Below are 25,346 nucleotides of genomic sequence, written 5' to 3'. Positions count from 1 at the left end.
GCCGGCGCGACTCAGCGTTGTGCCTCTTGGTAAGGGAGCCACCCTTGCCGGCAAGCCACGCCTTGATTCGCGCCGGCACAGGCGCTCTGAACGTTACCGAATTAGCCGCGCAGCCCACTAGGCGCGCTTGCGGTCCTCGTTGAGGTCACTGAGGAACCTGTCCAGCAAGGATTTTTCCGCATGGGGCATAACCACCACATGGGCGAGTGACTTTCCGTGCGTCTCTGACGCTTTTACGGTCGCCAGGGTCCACTTTTTCTTCAGCTCTCGCGAGAACAGATTGTCGAAGTACACCGTATTCGATCGCTTGTCGGCCAGCACCGGATTGAACTCGGGAAAGTGGCTCTGCATCTCTGCCAGCAGGTAGCGGGCGTTATCCAGCACCAGCCTGGCATCGCGTTCTTGCTGTAGCAGAGACTCCGCCGTGCTGAAGTAATGAAATTCTGCCGGTTTTACCGCATCCCGTGAGCAGGTGATGGTGCCAGGCACATGGGATATGTAGGCCGGGTCATGGACCGACGCAAACAGCTCGCGAAATTCCTCGAAGTCCTTCTTGCCGGCAACAAATATCCCCGCCGCGCCGGTGTAACCAAAGAACTTGTGACATGACACTGCAATCGAGTCATACCGCTTGCCGGACTTGCCCAGTTTGTGAAGGTCGGCGGCGTAATCGGTGGCGTGCAGGTAGCCACCAAACAGCGCGGCATCGAGATGGATGTAGGAATCGTAGCCTTCCAGGGCCGCGTTTATCCCATCGATATCGTCGACCGCGCCTTTGAGGGTAGTACCAATGGTGGCCAGGATGAGGGCGGGGGCATCGCGGTTATCCTTTAGTTTGGCGCGCAAATCCGCCATGTCCATGGCCCCTGTTTCGTCAGTGGCAACCAGCACCTCTTGCATGGCCAGCAGGTCGCGAATGATCTGGATCGAATAGTGCGCTTCTTTGGTGTAATACACGCGCGGGGTCATACCCGTCCTGGCCTTGAGCAAGGTGCGTCCCACCAGTGCGCCGTGGGCGTTACTGTCAGTGCCGCTATTGGAGATAAAGCCCCAGATGTCGTCGGCGGGAAAGCCGTAGCGGGCGCCGAAGCGAGTAATGACATCGGCTTCGAGAAATTGCGTGTCATAGTTTCCGGGATGATAAAAGGGATCGCCGACATTGTTCATGTTGCGCTGACCTACCTCCACAGAGGCCAGCTGCTCTCGCCATCTGAAGAAGCCATCCGGCGGTTTATTCATGTTGGCCGGGTAGCCCAGAAATACTTTCGGGTCATGGTGCTGCAACCACTCGCGGCGCGAGCGCACATAGGACTGGGCATTGGCATCCGCTACACTGCCAAGCGGTGCCGCTGCGGCAGCAGGGGCCAAACCGACAGCAGCTGGTGGCGAGCAAAGCGCTGCACCGGATGCGGCCAGCATGCTGGAACCGACAAGAAAGTTGCGTCTTGAAAACATGTATCCTCTCCGACTGACAGGTTTGGCCAGAAGCTCCCGGGACTGGCAACGAATCACGTTTACACTATAGTGCATGGAGTGCCACTGGGTGCAAATTCCTCGTTGCACTTCAGGTCTAAAGTTACTGGCTCATGAGTGAATCCACTTTACACATCAGCGATTCAGACCGGTCAATGCTGGCCGGCGAGCGCCGCCTTGCGCTCGTGGCTGTATGGGGCTCTACAAGTGCCCAACAGGGTGATGCACTACACTGGTATCTGATCCAGCGCAGTGAGGCGATATATGCCAGCAAGGAACGTAGTCGTGACAGAACAGCATGAGATCTGCGCAGGGCAACTGGTTGAGAGCTGTCGTTATCAAAATGCGAGCCGAGTTCGCCGGGGGCTGAGTATTACCGAACTTACCGCGTGGCCCACTAGCCGCCCTCATCATTGCCGGTGAGGCCATCTTTCTGCTGCCCTTCGTCCTGTCGCGCATTTTCCGTCCGACCTTCATTGACATTTTCGGCATCACCAATCTTCAGCTCGGTACCGCGTTTTCCCTGTATGGTGTCATTGTCACGGTGTCCTAATTCGCCGCGGCCCTTTGGCAGACCGCTTTTCCGCCCGCAACCTGCTGGTGGCGGCATTGCTGGCGACGTTCCTCGGCGCGGTCATGCTGTTACGGAGTTTTGCCGTCGTCATGCTGGGCAGCGGGGCACCAGCATGTATTTGGGGTAGTGACGTAAGTGGCTCCACTCTACGACAATAGTCTCAGTGCCGCATCTGCTTATTGGGTTTTCAGGCGTGGTTCCACTGGAGTCACTACACCCCCGGGCTCAGTGAGCCGTCTGGGAATCAGGGGTCCAGACGATCACTGTGCCGTATAGCCACCATCGATTGTCAGCTCGGTGCCCGTGACGAATTTCGATTCGTCCGAGGCCAGATAGACGACAGGTTAATGATGCTGCCACTCCCGGCTTCTCGCATGTAGCCGATGGCGTGTTTGGTGCAAAGAAACACACCGGTCACGTTGACGTCGAACAACGCTTCCCATTCTTCGCGTGTGATCTCATCGGTGGGCTTGTTGACGCCTGCAATGCCAGCATTGTTGACGAGCACATGCAGGCCACCGTATTCCTTCTTACGTCCCGGATGAGCAGGAAGGCCCCTTGCTTGTGGACCAGGCGGCCGGTTCGTGCACAGGTCCTTGATGCGGGACTGGTCCAGCACGTAGGAGCGGATCATCGGGGCACCGCGTAATCCCCGGCCATGGCCCTAAGGTAGGCGACCTGGTCTGATTCATCTCCGTAACGTCCAACGGCCCGCTCAAGCACGCGCTGAAAGCTCCTCGCCATGTTGCGGCACAGTGCCACCTGCTCAATGTCGAAATAGCGTTCCGGGGGCGGCTCCACCGTCCGGCACAGGGCGACCCGCGCGGCCCATTGATCAATGTCGTCGCCGAGCCCGGTCTGCTGGGCCGCCGTGAGACGCTGCAGGGCCTCCAGGGTGGTTTCGTGGCCCGCGAAGCAGTCGCGCAAACCGGGGTGGGGTTCGATGCGCTGGTCGTTTTCGTAGAGACAGAGCGTGGCCACGGTGTCGGGTCCGCTGAGGGCATCCAGCCTGCGCGACTTGACTGCCTGGAGGCTGTTGGTGAACACCAGCGCCACGTGCTCGGCGTTGGGGGTGAGCCAGGGGCGTGCGAAGCCGGGTCTGGATTCAAGCCACTGCAGCAGGCGCTGCTCATCGTAAGGCGCATTCGTGTAGACCACTTCGGTGACCTGGCCGCGGGACGCTCCCTGGAACGAGCCACCGATGGTGAAAACCGGGGCGCCGGTGCCGTAGTCGATGACAGCGAGGCCGATCACCAGCAACGGCGCCAGGGGCACGGCGAGCCAGGCCACCCGTGGCGGAGACGGCGCGACCGCCAGGGCGTAGACGCCGGCCCAGAATGCATCCGTGGCGATGAACAGCAGCAGCGGGTTGCCATCGAGACGCAACGGTGAGCCATGGGGCTGATAGTCGGTGAACAGCCAGCCGCCGAGGCGCTCGACGTCCACCTGCGCCGCCAGAGCGCCCAGGCAGGCGGCGAAGGCTGCCACGGCGACCAGGCGAGCAATACCGGCGCGGCGCCGCCCCAGGGAGAAGACGACCCCGAGCAGTACGGCGAAGCTCGGTACATGAAGAAACCCACCGGCCACCGGGAGCGGGATGAGATACTCGACCAGGGCACTACCCGTTCCCCAGATACCCGTCCATCCCAGGACGCCCGCGATCAGGGCCGGTGTCAGCCAGGCAGCGAGCAGAAGGGCAATCCTCATACTTGGGCTCTCCTTGACAGTCCCCCGGATCTTGCCACAGGCAGTCGCGCCAGGTACAGGGCAAATATACGGCCGGTCGAGAGTAGATTTACTCGCCGGGTTCTTTGACTAGAGCTGGAAATTGCGCGAAATTTCCTCCAATCTCCCCGCAATCGGTATCCGCAACAGTTGGTTTCAGTACGTCGAGATTGGCGAAAGCGAAGCGATGGTGTTCCTCGTCAAAGTCATAGATGTCAGGGCGGGATCCCCGTGCACTATCCACCCCCGAACACTTCCTGATACCAGGCAATCATTTCCTCGTAGCGACGAGTCATGAACACTACATGGACCAGGCGGGGCGTTGGTCGGTTACTGTACCTTTGCAAAATTCCGACTATGCTTGCGATGTATTGGCCACCATATCTACATGCAGGAATATCTATGAGTACGAACAATTTCAGGCTCCGCACCCGCTTGAATCAGTTTGCCGTAATGGCGGTATTGTCGATTGCAGCATTGCTCACCGCTGGTGCCAAAGGGGATTCTGGTGGCGCGGTTAATTACGGGCCGGCGGCCAGCGAGTTGATGGCACTGGTCGAGGCAAATCCGGACCTGAAATCAATGCTGGCCGCTTCCATCGAACAGGCCAGACAGATCAATCCGGATCGAAATACCAACCCTGCGCAAAGCCTGGAAGAGTACTTCGGTTTTGTATCCTGGGCTGAAACAGCGATGCCCTGGGCGCTGTTGAAGAAGCCTGACTATCCGGAAATATATGACAATATCTACCAGAGCCTGGTGTATTTTCATTTCCTGGTTGAGCAGCCGTTGCCTGAACTGGAGGGCAGGGGATTGGTCAATAACACTCTGCAGTACGCCGAGCCCTTTGCATCCTGGTTGAATGTCTTCAGTCAATCCTGGGGCAGTTTTCTCGATGGGCCGGGGTCCTGGAACGAAACCTACTACGAAATGGCCCTGAACGACCCTGCCTTCGGGCTGCAAAATGACTGGTACGAGGATTCAGGCAACTGGAGCACATTCAACGAATTTTTTGCCCGCTATCTCAAATCACCCGCGATGCGTCCCATCACAGCACCGCTGGATGACAGTGTTGTGGTTTCCTTTGCTGATTCGGTGCCCCAGGGCGTCTGGGCGATTGATGGAGACTCCATTCTCGTCGCGCGGGATCCCGTGCCGGTAAAAGCCTCGAGTCTCCGGTCCATAGCGCGTCTCATCGGTGAGGGCAGCGAGTATCGAAATGCCTTTGCAAATGGCACTTTTACCCATTCATTCCTCAACGTCAACGACTACCATCGCTACCATTTCCCATTGGGCGGAACCATCCGGGAAGTGCGCATCATACCGGGCGTTAGCGCAACGGGCGGCTCCATTTGGTGGGATGCGGCCAATAAACGCTATGCCTTTGACCCCTCGGAAAGGTTGGGATGGCAAAGCATCGAGACCCGGGGTTGTGTGATTTTGGAAACTGACAGGTATGGCCTGGTGGCGCTGTTGCCCATAGGCATGTCAGCGGTCAGTTCGGTAAACCTGGAGGACAACATCAAGCCTGGGGCGCGGGTGGAGAAGGGCGACATGCTGGGGCACTTTGCGTTCGGGGGCTCCGACTTTGTCATGGTGTTTCAGGATGCGGTGGATTTCACCCTCGAAGCGCCAAGGGGCACGAATGGCGAAGCCTACCAGCATTTTCTGGTGGGGGAGCGGCTGGGCAAGCTGGCACTTCGGGATGGCGACTGAGGCGCTAAAGCAAGTATAACGGGCGTCTCTCATGCATGACCTCTGGATCCAGGCGATAGCGGACTGGCAGATATACTGATGACATGCGCTTGATGTGAAGTGATGCCGTCAGTGCAACCAGGGACAGCAAGCACCCGACGCTACTGGATCCGGTTCGGCACTCTCGCAAGAATGATTGCCGGGCGCCAACAGGCCGGTGACCGCAAGCGAGCTGGCGGAAATGTCGCGGCAGGTTTTCGGGACGCGATATCGGGAGGTTTGTTCATGACGGTAGTCGACGCTGAAGGCGCGTGCCCATTCTGTGGCGGAGTAAACAAGTGCATGGCGAAAAGCACGCAGCCCTGCTGGTGCATTGCTGCCACTATACCCGTGGGGCTTGTGGAGCTGGTCCCTGCTCCGGCAAAGGGCAAGGCCTGCATTTGCCAGGCCTGCGTGCGTCGCTACAATCAGGACCCGGCGTCGTTCAGGTCCCGCCGCGCACCAGGGTGACTTGCAACGGAATGAACGGTCACCTGTGTGACCGGAAAGTACGCAGGAAAAGTGGTAGCCATGAGTGGGTCTTACGGTCCGGCGCTCCGGCTACCTCGGCGGGAATATTCGCATATATTGCCATCGCTGCTGGTATCTGAGCCAGCGCAGTGAGACGATATATGCCAGCAGGGAACGTGGTCGTGACAGAGCGGCAGGCGATCCGGGGATGTACCGGATGAATAGAAACAGGTGTTCTTATCTCTGCCATTGATACAACCAGGGACAGAGTCCGTGGAAATTCCGGTTTCCTGGCGCTCGCCGCCCTCATCATTGCCGGTGAGGCCATCTTTCTGCTGCCCTTCGTCCTGTCGCGCATTTTCCGTCCCACCTTCATCGACATTTTCGGCATTACCAACCTTCAGCTCGGCACTGCGTTTTCCCTGTATGGCGTCATTGCCATGGTGTCCTATTTCGCCGGCGGCCCGCTGGCGGACCGCTTTTCCGCCCGCAACCTGCTGGTGGTGGCATTGCTGGCGACGTCCCTCGGCGGGGCGGTCATGGTCGCCATCCCGCCCATCGGCGTGTTGACCCTGCTCTACGGATTCTGGGGACTGACCACCATCCTGCTGTTCTGGGGGGCCCTGATCAAGACCACCCGCGAGCTGGGCAGTGTTCACCAGGGCAGGACCTTCGGCCTGCTGGATGGCGGCCGCGGCCTGTTCGCGGCGGTCATGTCATCGTTATCGGTCCTGGTGTTCGCGGCCCTGTTGCCGGCGGATGTGGAAACCGCGACTCTGGCCCAGCGTGAGCAGGCACTCGCTGCAATCATCCAGGGGTTTTCCGGGATGTGTGTCCTGTCGGCGCTGCTGGTCTGGCTGTTCGTGCCGCCGACGCCACAGACCGATACCCTGGCCGGTACCGGGGTGAGCTTGCGGTCCCTGCGGCAGGTCATGGCCATGCGCACGGTCTGGTGCCAGGCAGTCATCGTGCTGTGTGCCTATGTGGCCTACAAAAGTACCGATGGCTTTTCCCTGTATGCCAGGGACGCCTTCGGCTACAACGAGGTGGAGGCCGCCACTGTCGGCACCGTCTCGTTCTGGATGCGCCCGGTCGCGGCCATCGGCGCGGGATTGCTGGCGGACCGGTTCAGCGGCGCGGTCATGCTGTTGTGGAGTTTTGCCGTCGTCATGCTGGGCAGCGGGGCGATCGCGGCCGGTTTGATCCTGCCCGGACTGCCCTGGCTGCTGCTGGCGACCATCGCGGGCACCAGTGCCGGTATCTATGGTTTGCGCGGCCTGTATTTCGCCATTTTCGGCGAGGGCAATGTCCCGCTAATACAGACCGGCACTGCTGTGGGCGTGGTGTCTTTTGTCGGTTTCACACCGGATATCTTCATGGGGCCGCTGATGGGCTGGCTTATCGATTCCTCTCCCGGGGCCGCGGGGCACCAGCATGTATTTGGGGTCGTGGCTGGGTTTGCTTTTATCGGGCTGATTGCGACGGTCTTGTTTGGCCGGTCAAGCCGGGCCTTGCCGGGAAGTGACGCGGTTTGAGTTCGCATGTCACGTTGCCGAAGGCTATGTGACGACGCTACGAGTCGGCTGAGGACGAGGTGCGGGTCAGGAAGTCGGGGTTGTGGGCTGATCCCAACCCCATTAACCGCTATGATTGACCGAAGGCCATCCGATAGCGGCGCTACCTACCGCATAATTGTCATCGGGTTGCATAATCCGATTGGGACTGGAAAGTCATGAGTGAGCACAGGCCGCCATCCAAGAGCTTCGAACAAGTTCGTTCCGAACAGCTTGAATACAACGCCAAGCGGGAGTCTGGGTACCGTGAGCGCGCCCTGAAAATCTACCCGTGGATCTGTGGTCGCTGTGCGCGAGAGTTCGACCGTAGAAATTTGTCGGAACTGACCGTCCATCATGTCGATCATAACCACGACAATAACCCCGGCGATGGCAGCAATTGGGAGCTACTTTGTATTTACTGCCATGACGAAGAACACAGCAAGTTTGAAAGCTTTGTGCGGTATGGCAGCACCAGTGCCGCTAGAGCAAAGGGCGCGACTCATAATCCCTTCGCCGATCTGAAGGCGAAGATGGAGGGCAAGGGCTGACGGCGGAACAAGAGAGAAAGTCACAACGCGGATCGGGATCTACCTGACCACGCACGGCGCGGGAGGCATTTCCCAGCGCGATTTTACGCTTGCGCAACGGATCATTCGTTTGCTCGCAGAGTAAGCTGGGCAGGGAAGGGGCAAAATGAATTTGGCTGGAGATTTTTAACTGGTTGATTTTGTTGGCTCAAGGCAGCTCTGAAAAACGCGTAAATTTACGCGACTTTCTCATAATGCTGCATGTGGCATGCTGATGTCCCAGGCTTTGTTTTACACGGCTCTGCTACAGGTGACAGTTGGGAGGTTGCGCCATGATTCAGCGTTTTGTTATGTCTCCGACCGGACTCGCGTTGGATCGCTTTCTGGTCCGTTGGACGGGTTTTTCCCTGACCACCTGGGTGTTTGCCCGGGTCAGTGGTTTTGCTCCCGGCCCTGTGCTGTACCTGGAAACCACCGGTCGACGCAGCGGTCGCACTCGGGGAGTGGTAGTGCCCTATTTCGATCGCGACGGCCAGCGTCTGCTGGTCGCATCGAAGGGCGGGGCCAGCACTGACCCTTACTGGGCCATGAATCTGCGCGCCAACCCTGATGCCCTGGTTCGTATCAGGCGGCGACCGCAGCCGGTACGCGCGCGATTTCTGGTCGGCGAGGAACGCGCTCGGGTCTGGGAGGAGCTCAAAGTCGATGTTCCCACCTATGCTCACTATGAAAGCCTTACGACGCGCGAGATCCCGGTCATTGCCCTGGAGCGACGCTGAACACCGATGCTCCTCGGGTGCCGCTCTGTTAAGCTCAGCGGTCAACAGGTGTTATTCCCGGCAGACCGGCAAGTGGATAACCGTACTCCCACGTGAACAAGGCAGAGTCATGACTGAAACCATCAATCCGGCCAACAATTGGGCGCTGGTAGAAAAACGGCTCGGCGAAGAGTCGGACCCGGTCCTGATACGCAACCTTGAAACCGTGCTCAAGCACATGAAAGCCGAAGCCATGCTCGATCTTGACGGTTTGCTGGCAACGGTCCACCCCGACGCGCGCTATCATTTTTTCGGTAGCGAAGACGATGAGGCCTTTGCCGGTCCGAAAGGAAAAGAGAACGTCGAGGAATTCTACCGCTCGATTATTGCAATGGATATCCATCGTATTGAACACGATATCGATCGTCTTGTTGTCGATCAGCATTGCGTCATCACCGAGGGCGAAATGAAAATCGCCTATCCGGGTAAACTGCTTGGTGAGATGGGCTATCCCGTTGACGATCCCGAGGCATACTACCTGTACCAGACACGTAGTCTGATAGTATGGCCAATGAGCGACGATGGCAGGGTGCTCGGTGAAGACAGTTATACCGGAAAGGATGGATTTGCCGGCATTGAGACACGCAAACTCGCACCGGATGCGATTGCGACTGTGAAGGCTGGTTGATATCTCCTCCCGGTTCGCCAGCCAATCATGAAGCCCTACACTACCAGGCTCGATCGTTTTATCAGCCAGAACAGCGATTGCTCGATGGCAGACACTCGCCTGTTGCTGGCGCAACGGCGGATACTGCTGGATGGCGTTGTGGCGGATTCCGTTCAACAGGCGGTGACCAAGTTCACCCGCGTCGAGCTGGATGGAGCCTGCCTGCAGAGCGAGCAGCCGGTGTATCTGGCCTTGCACAAGCCCGCGGGTGTGGTCAGTGCGACGAAGGACAGCAAGCACCCGACGGTACTGGATCTGGTTCACCATCCCCGGAAGGATGAGCTGCATATCGCCGGGCGCCTGGATTTCAATACCACCGGCCTGGTGCTGCTGACGAATGACGGCGCGTGGTCAAGCCGGATCAGTTCGCCGCAGACGAAACTCCCCAAGACCTATGAGGTGAGCGTATCCGAGCCCTTGAGCGCGGAATACGTGGCGGCGTTTCAAGCGGGCATCTATTTTGCCTATGAAGGCATCACCACGCTGCCAGCCCGGCTGGAGATACTCTCCAAGCACCGGGCCAGGCTATCACTGGTTGAGGGCAAGTATCATCAGGTGAAGCGCATGTTCGGTTCGTTCCGGAACAAGGTGCTCGAGCTGCACCGCGTCTCGGTGGGGCCTGTGTCCCTGGGTGATCTGGAACCGTGCGCCACCAGGCCGGTGACCGCAAGGGAGATGGCAGAAATATCGCGTCAGGTGTTCGGATGGCATCATCAACAGGGTTTAGTGAAAACCGGCCCATCCCCCGTTAAGTGGGTAGAGCCGGTAGAGCCTAAGTGGGTAGAGCCGGTAGAGCCAGTGGGTAGAGCCAAAAAGTGGTAGCTACGGGTGGACTTGAACCACCGACCCCAGCATTATGAATGCTGTGCTCTAACCAGCTGAGCTACGTAGCCATAATTCGGCGCAGGGGCTGAGCCCCAAGAAAGGCGCGCATTTTCCCCATTTTGTTTCTTCAAGTCAAGCGCCTCAGGGGCGCGGTTGCTGCTGCGTAATACAGTGTATATTGCCGCCGCCCAGCAGGATCTCCCGCCCCGGCACCATCACTACTTCCCGCTCGGGAAACAGTGTCTGTAGTAGTTCCAGGGCGACACTATCCATGGGATCATCAAACCCCGGGACAATAATCCCGCCGTTCACGATAAGGAAATTCACGTAGGAAGCGGCCAGCCTCTCGGGCTGACCACTCTCGTCCGGCACCTGGCCAATTGCACCGCCCTCGCTCTCGAGGATGGCGTAGATCGGGGAGGGGATCGGCATTTTGTGGACCACCAGTTCGCGGCCCCGGGCATCGCGGCTGCGTTCCAGCACCGCCAGTGCCGACCGGCAGCGACTGTAGTTGGGGTCGCTCTCGTCGTCGGTCCAGCACAGCAGGACCTCGCCGGGGCGAACAAAGCAGCAGAAGTTATCGACGTGGCCATCGGTCTCGTCGTTATACAGGCCCTCCGGTAGCCAGATGATGGTGTCCACCGCAAGGTAGTCGCGCAGGTAGCGTTCGATCTCGGACTGGCCCAGTTGCGGATTGCGATTGGGGTGCAGCAAACACTCGGTCGTGGTGACGAGCGTGCCCTCGCCATCGACATGGATGGAGCCGCCCTCCAGTACGAACCCCGGTGTCGCGTAGCGTGGTACCCGCTCCAGCTGGGCGACCTTCTGCGCCACCTGGTTGTCCAGGTCCCAGGTCGGATAGGCCCCGCCGAGATGGCCACCCCAGGCATTGAACTCCCAATCCACCGCCGCCAGGCCACCCTTGCCTTCGATGACAAAGGTCGGGCCGCAGTCGCGCATCCAGATGTCGTCGTTGGACATTTCGATGACCCGGACATTGGAATCTTCAGCCAGCTGGGCGCTGGCGTTCTGGAACTGCTTCTGGGAAGCGCCGACCGTTACCGGCTCGAAGCGGGCGATGGCGCGAACCACCTCCAGGAAGGCCGCGCGGGCGGGCAGGGCGCCGGCACGCCAGCTGTCCGGACGCTCGGGCCACAGCATCCAGATCTGGGTCTGGGGCGCCCATTCCGCGGGCATGGAGAAGCCGTCGGCCCGCGGCGTACCACTGCGCAGGCTCATGCGTGTTCCCCGTCCAGCGTATTGATGGGTTGGTAGAGGGGAGGGCGCCGGTCCCGGAACACGCCCCAGGCCGTGCGCATCTTTTCCACTTCGTCCAGGTCGAAGCTGTGTACCAAGACGGTCTCGCTGTCGCCATCCGTAGCCTCGACCAGGGCACCGGTATGGTCGGCGATGAAGGAGCCACCATAGAAGGTGATGTCGCTGCCGTCCTGCAGTTCCCGGCCGATCCGGTTGCTGGCGATCAGCGGCATCAGGTTGGCACCGGCGTGGCCCTGCTGCACCCGCTGCCAGTGGTCGCGGCTGTGAATTGTCGGGTCGTGGGGCTCGCTGCCGATGGCGGTGGGGTAGAACAGCAACTCGGCCCCCAGCAGAGCCATGCTGCGAGCGCTCTCCGGGAACCACTGGTCCCAGCAGATGCCGACGCCGATGCGGGCGTAGCGGGTGTTCCAGACTTTGAAGCCGGTGTCGCCGGGATTGAAGTAGAACTTCTCATGGTAACCGGGGCCATCCGGAATGTGGCTCTTGCGGTAGTTGCCCAGCACGCTGCCGTCGGCGTCGATGATCGCGACCGAATTGAAGCGGGCGCGTCCCGCCAGCTCGAAGTAACTGATCGGCAGCACCACCTGCAGTTCCCTGGCGAGGGTCTGGAAATGCTGGACCGCCGGGTTCTCCGCCAGCGGCGTCGCCAGCAGCATGTAGTCTTCGTTTGGTTGCTGGCAGAAGTAGGGGGTTTCGAACAGCTCCTGCAGAAGGATGACCTGCGCGCCTTCGCCGTGGGCCGCGCGCACCAGGCGCTCGCCGTTGGCGATATTGGCTTCCCGGTCCCAGCTGCAGGCCATCTGGGTGGCGGCGACGATAACGTTGCGTGCCATGGTTGTCTACTCCTTGAAGCGTTGCGGGTTTCCGGATGATTGCGGCTGCAGGGTCGATGATGAAGCAAAACAGGCTGTTTATGAAGGTCTAAAGACCGATGCCAGGTGGCGCGATGTGGCAGCCCGGGCTCAGTATCCTGCAGCAGGCGTTGGTATCAGATTGATTTTCTGTCCAGGTGGATATATGGTTATGCGTATATTGATAGAGGCAGAAGCTGCCCCCGGCGCAGGAAATGAAATTGGTCGCACAGCCAGAGACAGCATTGCCCCATGAACGGTGAAAACTTCTACAAGTGCCTGGGTAATGAGACTCGCTTGCGGTGTCTGCTATTGCTGCTGGTGCGGGAGCAGATCTGTGTCTGTGATCTTGCGGATGCACTCGAGGTTTCACAACCGATGATTTCCCGGCACCTGGCCCAGCTGCGCGCCTGTAATCTGGTGAGCGACCATCGGCAAGGGCAGTGGGTGTACTACCGGCTCAACGCCGGTCTGCAAAGCTGGCAGCGCAGCGTGCTCGCTGCAACCCGCGACGGACTCGGGGCAGTGGCACCCTGCGTCGAGGATGTGCTGCGTCTGCAAGCCATAGAGCGACAGAAGCAGGCTGGCGACTGCTGCTGAATTTCATTCATTTCCGGAGTTGTGCATGAGCATCAAGGTCGGCATCAATGGTTTTGGCCGCATGGGCCGTCTGGTGTTGCGCGCGGCATGGGATTTGCCCGAGCTAGAGTTTGTCCATGTCAACGACCCCGCAGGCGATGCAACAACCCTGGCGCATCTGCTGACATTCGACTCAGTGCACGGGCGCTGGGATCATGATGCCGGTGCCGAGAATGGCGCGATTGTGGTCGGGGGGCGGCATATTGCCACCAGTCGCAACATCCGCATTGATGAAACCGACTGGTCAGGCTGCGACCTGGTCATCGAGGCCAGCGGCATCGAGGCCAGCGGCAAGATGAAGAAAGTCGAGGTACTGAACACCTACCTGGACCAGGGTGTCAAGCGGGTGGTAGTTACCGCTCCGGTGAAGGAGCCGGAGGTGCTTAATGTGGTCATGGGGGTGAATGACCATCTGTATCAGCCGCAAACCCACAGGATCGTCACCGCGGCCTCCTGCACCACCAACTGTCTGGCGCCGGTGGTCAAGGTCATTCACGAGAACCTGGGCATTCGCCACGGCAGCATGACCACCATCCACAATCTGACCAACACCCAGACCATTCTCGACGCGCCCCACAAGGATTTGCGCCGTGCCAGGGCCTGCGGCATGAGCCTGATTCCCACTACCACCGGCTCCGCGACGGCGATCACCGAGATATTCCCCGAACTCAAGGGGCGGCTCAATGGCCACGCGGTGCGGGTGCCGCTGGCGAATGCCTCGCTCACCGACTGTGTGTTCGAAGTGGAGATGGCGACCACCGCGGAGGCCGTCAATGCGTTGCTCAAGTCCGCTGCGGAATCAGGTCCACTGAAGGACATTCTCGGGTACGAGGCTCGCCCGCTGGTATCCATCGACTACAAGACCGACCCCCGCTCGAGTATTATCGATGCCCTGTCCACCATGGTGGTCAACAGCACCCAGGTGAAAATCTACGCCTGGTACGACAATGAGTGGGGCTACGCCAATCGCACGGCCGAACTGGCGCTGAAAGTCGGGCGCTCAGACCAGGGCGCATAGCCATGTTGAGCCACATTTCCGCGGAGATCCGCCAGTATCTGGTGGTCACCGGCAACTACTGGGCCTTTACCCTGACCGATGGCGCCCTGCGCATGCTGGTGGTGCTGCACTTCCACGGACTGGGCTACTCACCCCTGGAGATCGCGCTGCTGTTCCTGTTCTACGAGATTTTCGGGGTGATCACCAACCTGGTGGGGGGCTGGCTCGGTGCTCAGGTGGGGCTCAATCGCACCATGCATATCGGCCTGGCGCTGCAGGTTATCGCCCTGGGCATGTTGCTGGTGCCCCCGGCGATGCTCACTGTGCCCTGGGTGATGGCGGCGCAGGCCTTGTCGGGCATCGCCAAGGACCTGAACAAGATGAGCGCCAAGAGCTCGATCAAGCTGCTGCTGCCCGCCGATGCCCAGGGCACGCTGTACCAGTGGGTTGCCATTCTCACTGGCTCGAAAAATGCCCTCAAGGGGACGGGTTTCTTCCTGGGCGGGCTGCTGCTGATGTGGCTGGGATTTGCCGGCGCCGTGGCGGCAATGGCGGCGGCCCTGGCGCTGGTGTGGCTGGGGAGCCTGGTGTTCCTGCAAAGGGATCTGGGCAAGGCAACCAACAAGCCAAAATTCCGCGAAGTCCTGTCCAAGAGCCACGCCATCAACATACTTGCGGCGGCACGCATGCTGCTGTTTGGCGCCCGGGATGTCTGGTTCGTGGTGGCTCTGCCGGTATTCCTGTCACAGTCCCTGGGCTGGAACCACAGCCAGACCGGGGGTTTCCTCGCGCTCTGGATTATCGGCTACGGTGCGGTGCAGGCGTTCGCACCGCGGATTACCGGAAGCCTGCAGGGGGCGGTGCCAGACGGGCGATCAGCGACTTTGTGGGCAGCCAGCCTGGCGCTGTTGCCGATATTGATTGCCCTGGGACTGGGCACGGGGATAGATCCCGCCACAATCCTGATTGGCGGCCTGCTCCTGTTTGGGGTTCTGTTCGCGGTCAACTCCTCCCTGCACAGCTATTTGATCGTCAGCTATGCTGGTCGTGACGGCGTGTCACTGGACGTCGGCTTCTACTACATGGCCAACGCCATGGGGCGGCTTGTCGGTACCGTGCTTTCGGGCTGGGTGTTCCAGATGGCTGGCCAGGGTGCCGGTGGGCTGGCTGCCTGCCTGTGGATTTCCGCCGGCATGCTGGTGGCAACCGTGATTATTTCCCTCGGATTGCCGACCGGGACGCGCCCCACTCCCCAGGGAGAGGTGCAGTGATGTCTCGCTTGCTTGAGCTTTGCCGCAGCAATCCCCGCCAGACCTATCTGCTGGCAACCATGCTGGCAGTATTTTTGGCGATCTACTTCGTCCCGGCTGGAACCGAGCGTTTCGACAGCGCGGTGCTGGAAGCCATTTATCTGACCCACTGGTACGCCCGCGAACACGTCATTCTGTGTCTACTGCCGGCGTTCCTGATTGCGGGGGCAATGGCCGTTTATATCAGCCAGGGTGCAGTGATGCGCCACCTGGGTCCGCAAGCATCAAAGCCGGTGGCCTTTGGTGTGGCCTCGGTGTCTGGAACTCTGCTCGCCGTGTGCTCGTGTACAGTGCTACCCCTGTTCGGCGGCATTTACAAACGCGGCGCCGGCCTGGGAGCTGCAATCGCCTTTCTCTATTCGGGTCCAGCAATCAATATCATGGCCATTGTCGTTACCGCCAAGGTCCTGGGCGCTGAAATCGGCATTGCCCGGGCAGCGGGGGCAATTGTCTTTTCCCTGGTGATCGGCACCATCATGCACCTGATCTACCGCAGGGAAGAGGCCCAGCGAGCCAGCACGAACAGTCGAGGTTTTGGCGGTGATGATGCTGAGAGGCCGGCTGGCGTGGTGGCTACCTTCTTCATGTTGATGATCGGCATCCTGGTGTTTGCCAACTGGGCAGCCGCTGACAGCGCCACCTGGATGCAGATCTACCAGTGGAAGTGGCAGATTACCACGCTGCTGTCCCTGGCCCTGGGAGGCCTGCTCGTGTGGCGCTGGCAGTGGCCAGCATCGCAGCTGCTGATGTTGGCAGCGGTTGTTGCACTTGCCGCACTGGCGGTACCCGCTGTGCCGGAGCTGCCCTTCGCGCTCGGTGTCCTCGGGCTGATGCTGATTTCGGCCTTGCGGGACAGTGACCGCGAATGGGCAGCGCAAAGCTGGGATTTTGCCAAACAGATTTTGCCGCTGCTGCTGGCCGGGGTATTTGTTGCCGGCTTCGCACTCGGGCGCCCCGGACATGAAGGTATCATCCCCTCCGCGTGGGTGGCCGCCGCCGTTGGCGACAATTCCCTGCAATCGACAGTGATTGCCTCCGTGCTGGGCGCTTTGATGTACTTTTCGACTCTGACCGAGGTGCCGATTGTCGACGCGCTCATGGGCGCCGGCATGGGCAAGGGGCCAGCCCTGGCGCTGTTGCTGGCGGGGCCGGCCCTGTCCATGCCCAATATGCTGGTTATCCGTACGGTGCTGGGAACGCAGAAGACGCTCGTATACTGTAGCCTGGTTGTAGTGATGGCCACGCTGACAGGCGTCATTTACGGAAATGTCTGGTAAATCACCCTGGCATTTCAACAGCGAAATTACTGGAGTAACAACTGATGAAGTTCACGATTTATGGTTCAGGTTGTGCCAAGTGCAAGCAGCTCACCGAGAACGCCGAAGCCGCCGCGGCCTCACTGGAGCTCGCCTTTGAAGTGGAGAAGGTCACCGATGCCAATGCCATTATCGAGGCCGGTGTCATGCGCACCCCGGCGCTGGCCATCGATGGTGACATTGTTGTTGAAGGCAAGGTTTCGTCTGCAGATGACATAAAGACATTGCTCGGCTGAAGTGCCAATGAGCAACTGAGAGCCGCAACAACTTTTTCGCTACAAGGGCACTCGCCATGACAGATTCCCCACCCGACAAGCTGGCCGCCTCACCACTCAGCCTGTTCGAACGCTACCTGTCGTTGTGGGTGTTGCTCTGTATTATCGCGGGAATCACTCTGGGCACCCTGCTGCCGGATACCTTCCAGCGGCTCGCCGGGCTCGAGTACGGCTCGGTCAACTTTATTGTGGCGGTGCTGATCTGGTTCATGGTCTACCCGATGATGGTGGCGGTGGATTTCACCAGCCTCAAACGTGTCCACGAGCGTCCCAAGGGCCTGGTAATCACTCTGGTGGTCAACTGGCTGATCAAGCCGTTTACCATGGCGGCGCTGGGCCTGTTGTTCTTCGAAGTGCTATTCGTCGACCTGATCGATCCGGCCAACGCCAGCCAGTATATTGCCGGCATGATTTTGCTGGGCGCCGCCCCCTGTACCGCCATGGTGTTTGTCTGGTCCCAGCTGACCCGGGGGGATGCGAACTACACCCTGGTCCAGGTGTCCCTCAACGACGTCATCATGATCTTTGCCTTCGCACCCATCGTCGCTCTGCTATTGGGCGTTACCGACATCAGTGTGCCCTGGGCAACCCTGCTGTTGTCGGTCGTGCTGTACGTGGTTATCCCGCTGGGCGCCGGCGCCCTGACCAGGATGCATCTGATCCGCAGGGCCGGCCCCGGCGCGCAGGGCGAAGCCCTGGTAGCGCGCTTCACGTCGCGGATCAAACCCTTATCGGTAATGGGGCTGCTGGCTACAGTGGTATTACTGTTCGGCTTTCAGGGGCAGATTATCCTGGAGCAGCCATTGTTGATCGCCCTGATAGCCGTGCCGCTGCTGATTCAATCCTACGGTATCTTTGCCATCGCCTACGCCGCTGCTTACCTGTGGCGGGTGCCGTTCAATGTCGCCGCGCCCTGCGCCCTGATCGGCACCTCAAACTTCTTCGAGCTGGCGGTGGCTGTGGCCATTGGGCTGTTCGGCCTCAATTCCGGCGCCGCACTGGTGACCGTCGTCGGTGTGCTGGTGGAAGTGCCGGTGATGCTGTCCCTGGTGGCTTTTGCCAACCGGACCAGCCACTGGTTCCCCGCTGCGCGCCCCGGGTAGAGCTGGCTTGAAGGCACTGAATCAACAGTGTTACTGCCTGAGCCTGGACGAGGCCGCTCTGGGGCAGGCGCTGGAAACGGAGCTGGGCGAGCGGGGTCTCTATCAAATGACCCGGGAACGCTGTCCCTACCTGTTCTCTGCGCAGCCGGTATTTGTCACCAGTGATCATATCCGCCAGATGAATGCCGTCATCGGTGCAGTCGAAACCGTGGTGAATTCCGGGCAGTGGCGGCAGAGGGTGCTGGATTCCGCACCGGCCATCGCCCGTCACGACCCGGGTGGTGCCCGAGGCGTGTTCATGGGGTATGACTTTCATGTTGGTGCCGATTCTGTCGGGCTGATCGAAATCAATACCAACGCCGGCGGCGCGCTGCTCAATGCCGTGCTGGCCCGGGCCCAGCGTGCCTGCTGCCCGGAAGTCGCAGAGCTGGTTGCCACCGCCAAGACCGCCCTGCAACTGGAGCAGGCCATTGTCGCCATGTTTCGGCGGGAGTGGCAGCTGTCGGGCCATGACCGGCCCCTGCGATCCATCGCAATTGTCGATGCGGATCCGCCTGCGCAATATCTGTACCCCGAATTTATCTTGTTCCGGCAGCTGTTCCAGCGCAGCGGTATCGACGCTGTCATCGTAGCGCCCGAGCAACTGCAATTCAGCAAGGGTACGCTCTGGGCCGGGCCCATGTCTGTTGATCTGGTCTACAACCGGATGACGGACTTTCTGCTTGAGGGGAGCGGCGCTGCCGCCATTCGTGAAGCCTACCTGGCCAATGCGGTGGTGCTGACACCTCATCCACAGTCCCATGCCCTGTATGCGAACAAGCGCAATCTGGCGCTACTGACTGACCCGCTGGAACTGGATGCTCTGCAGATACCTGACAACCTGCAACAGACGCTATTGCAAGGCATCCCCCGCACCGAGGTTGTTGACCCCGCCAATGCTGCTCGCCTGTGGGCCGAGCGGAAACGGCTGTTTTTCAAGCCCGCGAGCGGATACGGCAGCAAGGCAGCCTGGCGTGGCGACAAGATCACCCGGCGCGTGTGGGACGAAGTACTGGCGGGAAACTACGTCGCCCAGGCGCTGGTGCCCCCAGGCGAGCGCTTCGCCCTGGGCGCAACGACGCCGCTGGTATTCAAGTACGACCTGCGCAATTATGTTTACGAAGGCAGAGTGCAGTGGGTGGCGGCGCGACTGTATCAGGGCCAGACCACCAACTTTCGCACTCCCGGTGGTGGCTTCGCGCCGGTGTACCACGGTTGATCCGAGCGGCGCCAATCCGCAGTCACTTCTTGTCCATGGAGAACAGCATGAAAATCGAATCCATCGAAGCGTTGATTGATTGGACCAGGCAGGTCCATTTGCATCTGGCCGAGGCGCTTGCTGCAGGGCAGAAAATCCAGCAGGACGAACGAGCGAGAGAGCTGCTGGACTATCTGCAACAGCATGAAAGCGAGCTGGCGGAAATGGTCGCCGGTTTCGAAGAGCAGGCAGACCCCAAGGCCCTGCACACCATGGCTTATGACTATGAAGTACACACTCCGCTTGAAATAGATCACCTTGGCAACAAGGCCTATGGTGGCATGAGCTATGATGCTATCGCCGAGGATGTGTTCGCCACCCACAACCAGATCCAGGAGCTCTACCGGTATCTGATCGGTCGCTCCGCCATTCCCGAGCAACTGGAACTTCTGGAAGAGCTGTCGAATGTTGAGCAACACGAAACCATGCAGCTGTCCCAGCAGGTCAATCGCGGCCGGGATATCTGAGCCGGGAGTTTAACTGGCCATCAAGGCGCAGCGGCCCAAGGAGCAGATGCTGACCCGCATCGAGGGTGCGATCCGGCGCATCGGCCCCACGGTGACACGCTGCATTGGCTGCCAGAAGTAACCTCATGTGACCGCGATGCCCGTGATCGCACCTTTCGCCCCGGTCAGCATCCTCGCCTCATGGCCTGTATCATCCGAGAGGTGCATTGTCCGACACGCGGGGGTCTCCGAGTATGACGACAACAATCATTGCATTTCTCCTCTGCCTGGCCGGCTTCGTGCTGGTCGGTGTATTGTCCCACCGTTACGCCCAGGGCAGCTCCAGCGACTACCTGATGGCCTCCAACTCGGTAAAACCCTGGCTTGCGGGGCTGTCGGCGGTTGCCACCAACAACAGTGGTTACATGTTCATCGGTGTGATCGGCTACACCTATACCACTGGCTTGCCCGCGGTGTGGTTGATGGTGGGTTGGCTGGTGGGGGATTTCATCATGTCCTCGTTTGTCCACCGGCGGCTGCGGGAGCGGACCGACAGCACCGGCCAGAACACCTTTCCGGGAGTGCTCGCCAACTGGCACGGCACTGACTTTCGCCACTATCGCCGGCTGGCGGGGCTGGTCTGCTTCATCTTTCTCGGCTCTTATGCGGCGGCGCAGCTGAACGCCGGCAGCAAGGCCTTGCATGTCCTGTTTGACTGGCCCCTCTGGGCGGGTGCGGTTATCGGCGCGTTCATTGTGATTGCCTATTGCTTTGCCGGTGGCATTCGCGCTGCCATCTGGACCGATGCCGCCCAGGCGATTGTGATGATCGTGGCCATGTTCCTGATGTTGTGGGTGGCCGTGGACCATCTGGGCGGGCTGGGCGCCACCTGGCAGCAGCTCAACGAGGTGTCTCCCGACTACATGGACGTGTGGCCAGGTGCCGTGGCGGGACTGGCCAGTCCCTGGGGGCCGGCGCTATTTATTGTGGGTTGGCTGTTCGCCGGTTTCAGCGTCGTCGGCCAGCCACATATCATGATTCGTTTCATGTCACTTGAGTCTGCGGCCAGTACCAATCGCGCGAGAATCTACTATTACACATGGTATGTGGCGTTTTATCTGGCGGCCAATAGCGTTGGTCTCCTGTCGCGCCTGTTGATTCCGGAATCGGATTCCTTTGACCCCGAACTGGCGTTGCCGACCATGGCGCTGGACCTGCTGCCACCGGTGCTGGTGGGCCTGGTCCTGGCCGGCGTGTTCGCCGCCACCATTTCCACCGGCGACTCCCTGGTGCTGGCCTGCTCGGCCGCGGTGACGGAGGACGCGATGGGCAAGACCCAGAAGTTGTGGCGGGTGAAAACGGCGACGCTGACAGTGGTGGCGCTGGCGCTGGGGATCGCCCTGTCCGGGCCGCAGAACGTGTTTGATCTGGTGGTGATTTCCTGGGGGGTACTGGGTGCCAGCTTCGGGCCACTGCTGCTGGTCTACGTGCTTGGCTATCGCCCCGGCGAGGGGCTCGCCATTGTCATGGTGCTCGCCGCCCTGGCGGCAGTCTACGGCTGGACGCGGATTCCCCTGCTGGCTGAGTATTACGAGGGCATGTTCGGCATTGTCGTCGCGCTGGCCGTGTTTGCCGGCGCCAGGATGCTCGGGCTGTGTGGGCCGCGCAAGGGGGAATAGCTACTGCCTGCGCAGCTTCTCAGACGTTGAAGCGGAAATGAATCACATCGCCATCCTGGACGATGTAGTCCTTGCCTTCCAGGCGCCAGCGACCGGCATCCTTGGCGCCCTGTTCGCCCTTGTAGGTGATGAAGTCGTCGTAGCTGATGACCTCGGCGCGGATAAAACCCTTCTGGAAATCGGTGTGGATCACCGCCGCGGCTTCCGGCGCGGTGGCGCCGACTTTCACCGTCCAGGCGCGCACTTCCTTCACCCCGGCGGTGAAGTAGGTCTGCAGGTTGAGCAGCTGGTAGCCGGCGCGGATCACCCGGTCCAGCCCCGGCTCTTCCATGCCCAGGTCCTGCAGGAATTCGAGGCGCTCGGAGTCCTCCAACTCAACGATTTCCGACTCCAGCTTGTTGCAGATGGCGACGACGATCGCGCCTTCGCTGGCAGCGATTTCGCGCACGGTGTCCAGGTAGGGGTTGTCGTCGAAGCCGTCTTCGTCGACATTGGCGATATACATGGTCGGTTTCACAGTGAGCAGGTGCAGGGTTCTGACCAGTGCCCGCTCAGCCTCGTCCAGTGCCAGTGAGCGCACCGGCAGGGCCTCGTTCAGGTGCGGCAGCAGCTTGTTTTCCAGCAGTGCCTTCAGCGCGATGGCTTCCTTGTCGCCGCCCTTGGCATTGCGGGTGACCCTCTGTAGCTGTTTCTCGCAGCTCTCCAGGTCCGCCAGCGCCAGTTCGGTGTTGATCACGTCGATGTCCGAGCGCGGGTCCACCCGGTTGGCGACGTGGATCACGTTGTCGTCATTGAAGCAGCGCACCACGTGGGCGATAGCGTCGGTCTCGCGGATGTTGGCCAGGAACTGGTTGCCGAGGCCTTCGCCCTTGGACGCACCCGCGACCAGGCCGGCGATGTCGACAAACTCCATGGTGGTGGAGACTTCCCGCTGCGGCTTGACGATTTCGGCGATACGCTGTTGCCGCGGGTCCGGCACCGGTACCACGCCGGCGTTGGGTTCGATGGTGCAGAAGGGGAAGTTCTCCGCATCAATGCCGGCCCGGGTCAGGGCGTTGAACAGAGTGGACTTGCCAACATTGGGCAGACCAACGATGCCGCATTTGAAACCCATGAATGAATCCTGTCATCGAAAACGTGTTTGAAGGCCCGCAGCGCCGCTCAGGCGGCACTGAAGCTGTGTAGTTGGGTCATGGCACGGGTGTCCTCGCCGGCCAGCAGCAAGGGCAGGGCATCGATGGCGGCGTCGATGCTGGCATCGATTTTTTCCCGTTCCACCGCGGTCGGCTTGCCGAGCACGTAACCGGTTACCCGGGAGGCGTGGCCCGGGTGACCAATGCCGACGCGCAGGCGCGCAAAACTGTTGTTGTTGCCCAGGCAGGACACGATATCGCGCAGGCCGTTGTGGCCGCCGTGGCCGCCGCCGCGCTTGAAGCGGGCGGTTCCGGGGGCGATGTCCAGCTCGTCATGTGCCACCAGAATGGCCTCCGGAGCCACTTTGTAGAAGCTGGCCATGGCGGCAACGGCCTGGCCGGAGCGGTTCATGAAAGTCGTGGGAACAAGCAGGCGCAGGTCGTGACCTGCACACTGAATACGGGCTGTAAGCCCGAAAAAACGGGATTCCGCCTGCAGAGTGGCGCCATACTGGCGCGCCAGTGCCTCGACGAAGTCGGCACCGGCATTGTGACGGGTTCCCCGGTAGTCGCTGCCCGGGTTGCCCAGTCCGGCAATCATGGAAATTGAAGCTGCCAATGCCAGTGCCTCGCGGTCGCGAGGGATTAGTCCTCGCTGCTGCTGTCTGAACTCTCGTCCGCGGAGGAGTCGTCTTCATCACCGCTGCCGCCCTTCGGTGCCACCACGGAGGCCACGGCCAGGTCGTGGTCTTCGCCCAGGGAAAGGGCAACCGAGGTGACGCCCTTGGGCAGGACAATGTCGGACAGGTGGATGATCTCACCGGTCTTCACATCGGCCATGTCCACCTCGATGAACTCGGGAATGTCAGTGGGCAGGCACAGAACTTCGATGTCGGTGGCCTGGTGCTGGATCATGCCGCCCTGGACCTTGACGCCGTGGCAGGTCTTCTCGTTCAGGAAGTGGATCGGTACATGCACCTTGATCGCCACTTTCTCGTTTACCCGGAGGAAGTCAGCGTGAGTGACGCTGTTTCGCGCCGGGTGACGCTGCAGGTCCTTGAGGATGGCCTTCTCTTTCTTGCCACCGACGTTGATCACCAGCACATGGGAAAAGAAGGCCTCGTTTTCGAGGGCTTTTTCCAGGTCTTTGCGGATAATGGACAGGGGCTGGGGATCCTTGTCGGCACCATAAATGATGGCCGGGACCTGATCAGCGAGACGACGCAGGCGGCGGCTCGCACCTTTCCCCAGGTCCTCACGCACCTCTGCGTACAGTTCAAATTGGTCAGACATTGTCTGGACTCCTTTGATGACACTGTCTTGCCTGCGACCGGCGCAACAGTGGGCTTGGTTTAGCGCTGCTCCTACTGGAACAGCGCGCTGATGGATTCCTCGTTGGACACCCGGCGTATCGACTCTGCCAGCAGGTCCGAAATGGTCAGCTGACGGATCTTCGTTATCGCCCGGGCTTCCGCGCTCAGGGGAATCGTGTCTGTGACCACCAGTTCGTCGAGCTGGGAGCCGTGTATATTGTCCAGGGCGCGGCCTGACAGCACCGCATGGGTACAGTAGGCCACCACCTTGTCCGCACCGCGCTCCTTGAGAGCGTCGGCGGCCTTGCACAGGGTGCCGGCGGTATCGACCATGTCGTCCACCAGCAGGCAGATGCGGCCCTCGACCTCGCCGATCAGGTTCATGACCTGGGCCTCGTTGGCCTGCGGCCGGCGCTTGTCGATGATTGCCAGGTCGGCATCGTCCAGCTGCTTGGCGATCGCCCGGGCCCGGACCACGCCACCGATGTCCGGCGAAACCACCATGAGATTCTCATAGTTGCAGGCAAGTATGTCCGTATTCAGGATCGGCGAGCCGTAGACGTTGTCTACCGGGCAGCCAAAAAAGCCCTGGATCTGTTCTGCGTGCAGGTCCACGGTCAACACCCGGTCGACGCCGACCGTGACCATCATGTCCGCCACTACCTTGGCGGTGATCGGTACCCGCGCCGAGCGCACCCGGCGATCCTGGCGGGCGTAGCCGAAGTAGGGTACCACCGCGGTGATCCGCGCCGCCGACGCCCGTCGCAGCGCGTCGATCATGACCAGCAACTCCATCAGGTTGTCGTTGGTCGGCGCGCAGGTGGGTTGCACCACGAACACGTCCTTGCCGCGGACGTTCTCGTTCAGTTCTACCGCGATCTCGCCATCACTGAACTTGCCGACACTGGCCTTGCCCAGGGACAGGTACAGTCGGTTGGCGATCTTCTGGGCCAGTTCCGGATTGGCGTTGCCGGTAAAGACCATCAGCTTGGAGGACACGGCACTTCTCTCCTGGGGATACGTGGCTGGGGTGGGCCTGTCGGCTTTTCCACTTCGTTGCAGTCGCGTACCGCGGACCTGCCACGAAGCTCTTCTGTATGGCTGGGGTGGTAGGATTGACTCGGGCCTTCGGCCCTCGGGCTGCGCCCGGCGTCGCGTTGCTCCTCCGCCCCACTGCCTGCGGCAGTGGTCGAACCTGGTTCGAACCCTACCGGTCGGCTTTTCCACTTCGTTGCAGTCGCGTACCGCGGACCTGCCACGAAGCTCTTCTGTATGGCTGGGGTGGTAGGATTGACTCGGGCCTTCGGCCCTCGGGCTGCGCCCGGCGTCGCGTTGCTCC

At 60.5% G+C, this 25,346-nt stretch carries 27 protein-coding genes, 1 tRNA gene and 1 pseudogene; 17 read left to right on the top strand and 12 right to left on the bottom strand.

Features of this window, described 5'->3' with window-relative positions; genetic code table 11:
• Positions 1 to 117: 117 nt before the first annotated feature.
• From RLO07_RS12935 to RLO07_RS12915, 5 genes and pseudogenes are all read right to left on the bottom strand, one after another.
• Positions 118 to 1,455, bottom strand: a complete 1,338-nt coding sequence (locus tag RLO07_RS12935; RefSeq protein WP_462292542.1) for a pyridoxal-dependent decarboxylase — start codon at positions 1,453 to 1,455, stop codon at positions 118 to 120.
• A gap of 415 nt (positions 1,456 to 1,870) precedes the next feature.
• Positions 1,871 to 2,083, bottom strand: coding sequence for a hypothetical protein (locus tag RLO07_RS12930; RefSeq protein ID WP_462292541.1), 213 nt, complete (start codon positions 2,081 to 2,083; stop codon positions 1,871 to 1,873).
• A 224-nt stretch (positions 2,084 to 2,307) separates the two neighbouring features.
• On the bottom strand, positions 2,308 to 2,379 hold the full coding sequence (locus RLO07_RS12925; RefSeq protein WP_462292546.1) for a hypothetical protein: 72 nt from the start codon (positions 2,377 to 2,379) through the stop codon (positions 2,308 to 2,310).
• Positions 2,380 to 2,438: 59 nt separating this feature from the next.
• Positions 2,439 to 2,681, bottom strand: a pseudogene (locus tag RLO07_RS12920) (SDR family NAD(P)-dependent oxidoreductase); the annotation flags it as partial.
• Complete coding sequence (locus RLO07_RS12915) at positions 2,678 to 3,754, bottom strand: hypothetical protein (RefSeq protein WP_462292540.1); 1,077 nt, start codon at positions 3,752 to 3,754, stop codon at positions 2,678 to 2,680. The gene RLO07_RS12915 and the pseudogene RLO07_RS12920, both read right to left, overlap by 4 nt.
• 420 nt (positions 3,755 to 4,174) lie before the next feature.
• Between RLO07_RS12915 and RLO07_RS12910 the strand changes: the two genes are divergently transcribed.
• The 8 genes from RLO07_RS12910 (at position 4,175) to RLO07_RS12875 (ending at position 10,367) form a co-directional block, all read left to right on the top strand.
• Positions 4,175 to 5,488: a phosphatidylserine decarboxylase gene (locus tag RLO07_RS12910; protein WP_462292539.1), complete on the top strand. Its 1,314-nt coding sequence runs from the start codon at positions 4,175 to 4,177 to the stop codon at positions 5,486 to 5,488.
• Positions 5,489 to 5,590: 102 nt separating this feature from the next.
• The gene (locus RLO07_RS12905) at positions 5,591 to 5,977 is read left to right on the top strand and encodes a cysteine-rich CWC family protein (RefSeq protein ID WP_462292538.1); all 387 of its coding nucleotides are present in this window, start codon (positions 5,591 to 5,593) and stop codon (positions 5,975 to 5,977) included.
• A 221-nt stretch (positions 5,978 to 6,198) separates the two neighbouring features.
• Positions 6,199 to 7,512: an MFS transporter gene (locus RLO07_RS12900; RefSeq protein WP_462292545.1), complete on the top strand. Its 1,314-nt coding sequence runs from the start codon at positions 6,199 to 6,201 to the stop codon at positions 7,510 to 7,512.
• A 197-nt stretch (positions 7,513 to 7,709) separates the two neighbouring features.
• A complete protein-coding gene (locus RLO07_RS12895) occupies positions 7,710 to 8,081 on the top strand; it encodes a YajD family HNH nuclease (RefSeq protein WP_462292537.1) in 372 nt (123 codons plus the stop codon).
• A 31-nt stretch (positions 8,082 to 8,112) separates the two neighbouring features.
• Complete coding sequence (locus tag RLO07_RS12890; RefSeq protein ID WP_462292544.1) at positions 8,113 to 8,205, top strand: hypothetical protein; 93 nt, start codon at positions 8,113 to 8,115, stop codon at positions 8,203 to 8,205.
• Positions 8,206 to 8,392: 187 nt separating this feature from the next.
• The gene (locus tag RLO07_RS12885; protein WP_462292536.1) at positions 8,393 to 8,839 is read left to right on the top strand and encodes a nitroreductase/quinone reductase family protein; all 447 of its coding nucleotides are present in this window, start codon (positions 8,393 to 8,395) and stop codon (positions 8,837 to 8,839) included.
• Between the two features lie 109 nt (positions 8,840 to 8,948).
• Positions 8,949 to 9,506: a nuclear transport factor 2 family protein gene (locus tag RLO07_RS12880; RefSeq protein WP_462292535.1), complete on the top strand. Its 558-nt coding sequence runs from the start codon at positions 8,949 to 8,951 to the stop codon at positions 9,504 to 9,506.
• Positions 9,507 to 9,533: 27 nt separating this feature from the next.
• Positions 9,534 to 10,367 carry a pseudouridine synthase gene (locus tag RLO07_RS12875; protein WP_462292534.1) on the top strand — a complete coding sequence of 278 codons (834 nt, stop codon included), beginning with the start codon at positions 9,534 to 9,536 and terminating at the stop codon, positions 10,365 to 10,367.
• On the opposite strand, the gene RLO07_RS12870 is transcribed toward RLO07_RS12875, so the two are convergent.
• From RLO07_RS12870 to aguB, 3 genes are all read right to left on the bottom strand, one after another.
• Positions 10,362 to 10,438 (bottom strand) — tRNA-Met (locus RLO07_RS12870). The genes RLO07_RS12875 and RLO07_RS12870 overlap by 6 nt on opposite strands.
• A gap of 73 nt (positions 10,439 to 10,511) precedes the next feature.
• Positions 10,512 to 11,609 (bottom strand): agmatine deiminase, encoded by a 1,098-nt coding sequence (gene aguA / locus RLO07_RS12865; protein WP_462292533.1) that lies wholly within the window; start codon positions 11,607 to 11,609, stop codon positions 10,512 to 10,514.
• Complete coding sequence (aguB, locus tag RLO07_RS12860; RefSeq protein WP_462292532.1) at positions 11,606 to 12,481, bottom strand: N-carbamoylputrescine amidase; 876 nt, start codon at positions 12,479 to 12,481, stop codon at positions 11,606 to 11,608. The genes aguA and aguB overlap by 4 nt, the downstream gene beginning before the upstream one ends.
• A 270-nt stretch (positions 12,482 to 12,751) precedes the next feature.
• On the opposite strand from aguB, the gene RLO07_RS12855 reads away from it, so the two are divergent.
• The 9 genes from RLO07_RS12855 (at position 12,752) to RLO07_RS12815 (ending at position 21,561) form a co-directional block, all read left to right on the top strand.
• Positions 12,752 to 13,099: a metalloregulator ArsR/SmtB family transcription factor gene (locus RLO07_RS12855; protein ID WP_462292531.1), complete on the top strand. Its 348-nt coding sequence runs from the start codon at positions 12,752 to 12,754 to the stop codon at positions 13,097 to 13,099.
• A 25-nt stretch (positions 13,100 to 13,124) separates the two neighbouring features.
• A complete protein-coding gene (locus RLO07_RS12850) occupies positions 13,125 to 14,156 on the top strand; it encodes an ArsJ-associated glyceraldehyde-3-phosphate dehydrogenase (protein WP_462292530.1) in 1,032 nt (343 codons plus the stop codon).
• 2 nt (positions 14,157 to 14,158) lie between these two features.
• Positions 14,159 to 15,406: an organoarsenical effux MFS transporter ArsJ gene (gene arsJ, locus RLO07_RS12845; protein ID WP_462292529.1), complete on the top strand. Its 1,248-nt coding sequence runs from the start codon at positions 14,159 to 14,161 to the stop codon at positions 15,404 to 15,406.
• Positions 15,406 to 16,722: a permease gene (locus RLO07_RS12840; protein ID WP_462292528.1), complete on the top strand. Its 1,317-nt coding sequence runs from the start codon at positions 15,406 to 15,408 to the stop codon at positions 16,720 to 16,722. Before arsJ ends, RLO07_RS12840 begins: the two co-directional genes overlap by 1 nt.
• A gap of 44 nt (positions 16,723 to 16,766) precedes the next feature.
• The gene (locus RLO07_RS12835; RefSeq protein WP_462292527.1) at positions 16,767 to 16,997 is read left to right on the top strand and encodes a thioredoxin family protein; all 231 of its coding nucleotides are present in this window, start codon (positions 16,767 to 16,769) and stop codon (positions 16,995 to 16,997) included.
• A 56-nt stretch (positions 16,998 to 17,053) separates the two neighbouring features.
• Complete coding sequence (gene arsB / locus RLO07_RS12830; protein ID WP_462292526.1) at positions 17,054 to 18,139, top strand: ACR3 family arsenite efflux transporter; 1,086 nt, start codon at positions 17,054 to 17,056, stop codon at positions 18,137 to 18,139.
• 7 nt (positions 18,140 to 18,146) lie between these two features.
• Positions 18,147 to 19,397 carry a hypothetical protein gene (locus RLO07_RS12825; RefSeq protein ID WP_462292525.1) on the top strand — a complete coding sequence of 417 codons (1,251 nt, stop codon included), beginning with the start codon at positions 18,147 to 18,149 and terminating at the stop codon, positions 19,395 to 19,397.
• Between the two features lie 47 nt (positions 19,398 to 19,444).
• Positions 19,445 to 19,903, top strand: coding sequence for a hypothetical protein (locus RLO07_RS12820; protein WP_462292524.1), 459 nt, complete (start codon positions 19,445 to 19,447; stop codon positions 19,901 to 19,903).
• Between the two features lie 233 nt (positions 19,904 to 20,136).
• Entirely contained in the window at positions 20,137 to 21,561 is a 1,425-nt protein-coding gene (locus RLO07_RS12815) for a sodium/proline symporter (RefSeq protein WP_462292523.1), read from the top strand.
• A 19-nt stretch (positions 21,562 to 21,580) separates the two neighbouring features.
• Here the strand turns inward: RLO07_RS12815 and ychF are convergent, their stop codons facing one another.
• The 4 genes from ychF to RLO07_RS12795 form a co-directional block, all read right to left on the bottom strand.
• The gene (gene ychF / locus RLO07_RS12810) at positions 21,581 to 22,675 is read right to left on the bottom strand and encodes a redox-regulated ATPase YchF (RefSeq protein WP_462292522.1); all 1,095 of its coding nucleotides are present in this window, start codon (positions 22,673 to 22,675) and stop codon (positions 21,581 to 21,583) included.
• A 47-nt stretch (positions 22,676 to 22,722) separates the two neighbouring features.
• Positions 22,723 to 23,313, bottom strand: coding sequence for an aminoacyl-tRNA hydrolase (gene pth, locus RLO07_RS12805; protein WP_462292521.1), 591 nt, complete (start codon positions 23,311 to 23,313; stop codon positions 22,723 to 22,725).
• Positions 23,314 to 23,339: 26 nt separating this feature from the next.
• The gene (locus RLO07_RS12800; RefSeq protein WP_462292520.1) at positions 23,340 to 23,987 is read right to left on the bottom strand and encodes a 50S ribosomal protein L25/general stress protein Ctc; all 648 of its coding nucleotides are present in this window, start codon (positions 23,985 to 23,987) and stop codon (positions 23,340 to 23,342) included.
• Positions 23,988 to 24,058: 71 nt separating this feature from the next.
• Complete coding sequence (locus RLO07_RS12795) at positions 24,059 to 24,991, bottom strand: ribose-phosphate pyrophosphokinase (RefSeq protein WP_462292543.1); 933 nt, start codon at positions 24,989 to 24,991, stop codon at positions 24,059 to 24,061.
• Positions 24,992 to 25,346: the final 355 nt, after the last annotated feature.

The organism is Haliea sp. (genome assembly GCF_040221975.1).
In the GTDB taxonomy this organism is placed as follows: domain Bacteria; phylum Pseudomonadota; class Gammaproteobacteria; order Pseudomonadales; family Halieaceae; genus Haliea.
This window is presented reverse-complemented; position numbering and strand designations above follow the sequence as displayed.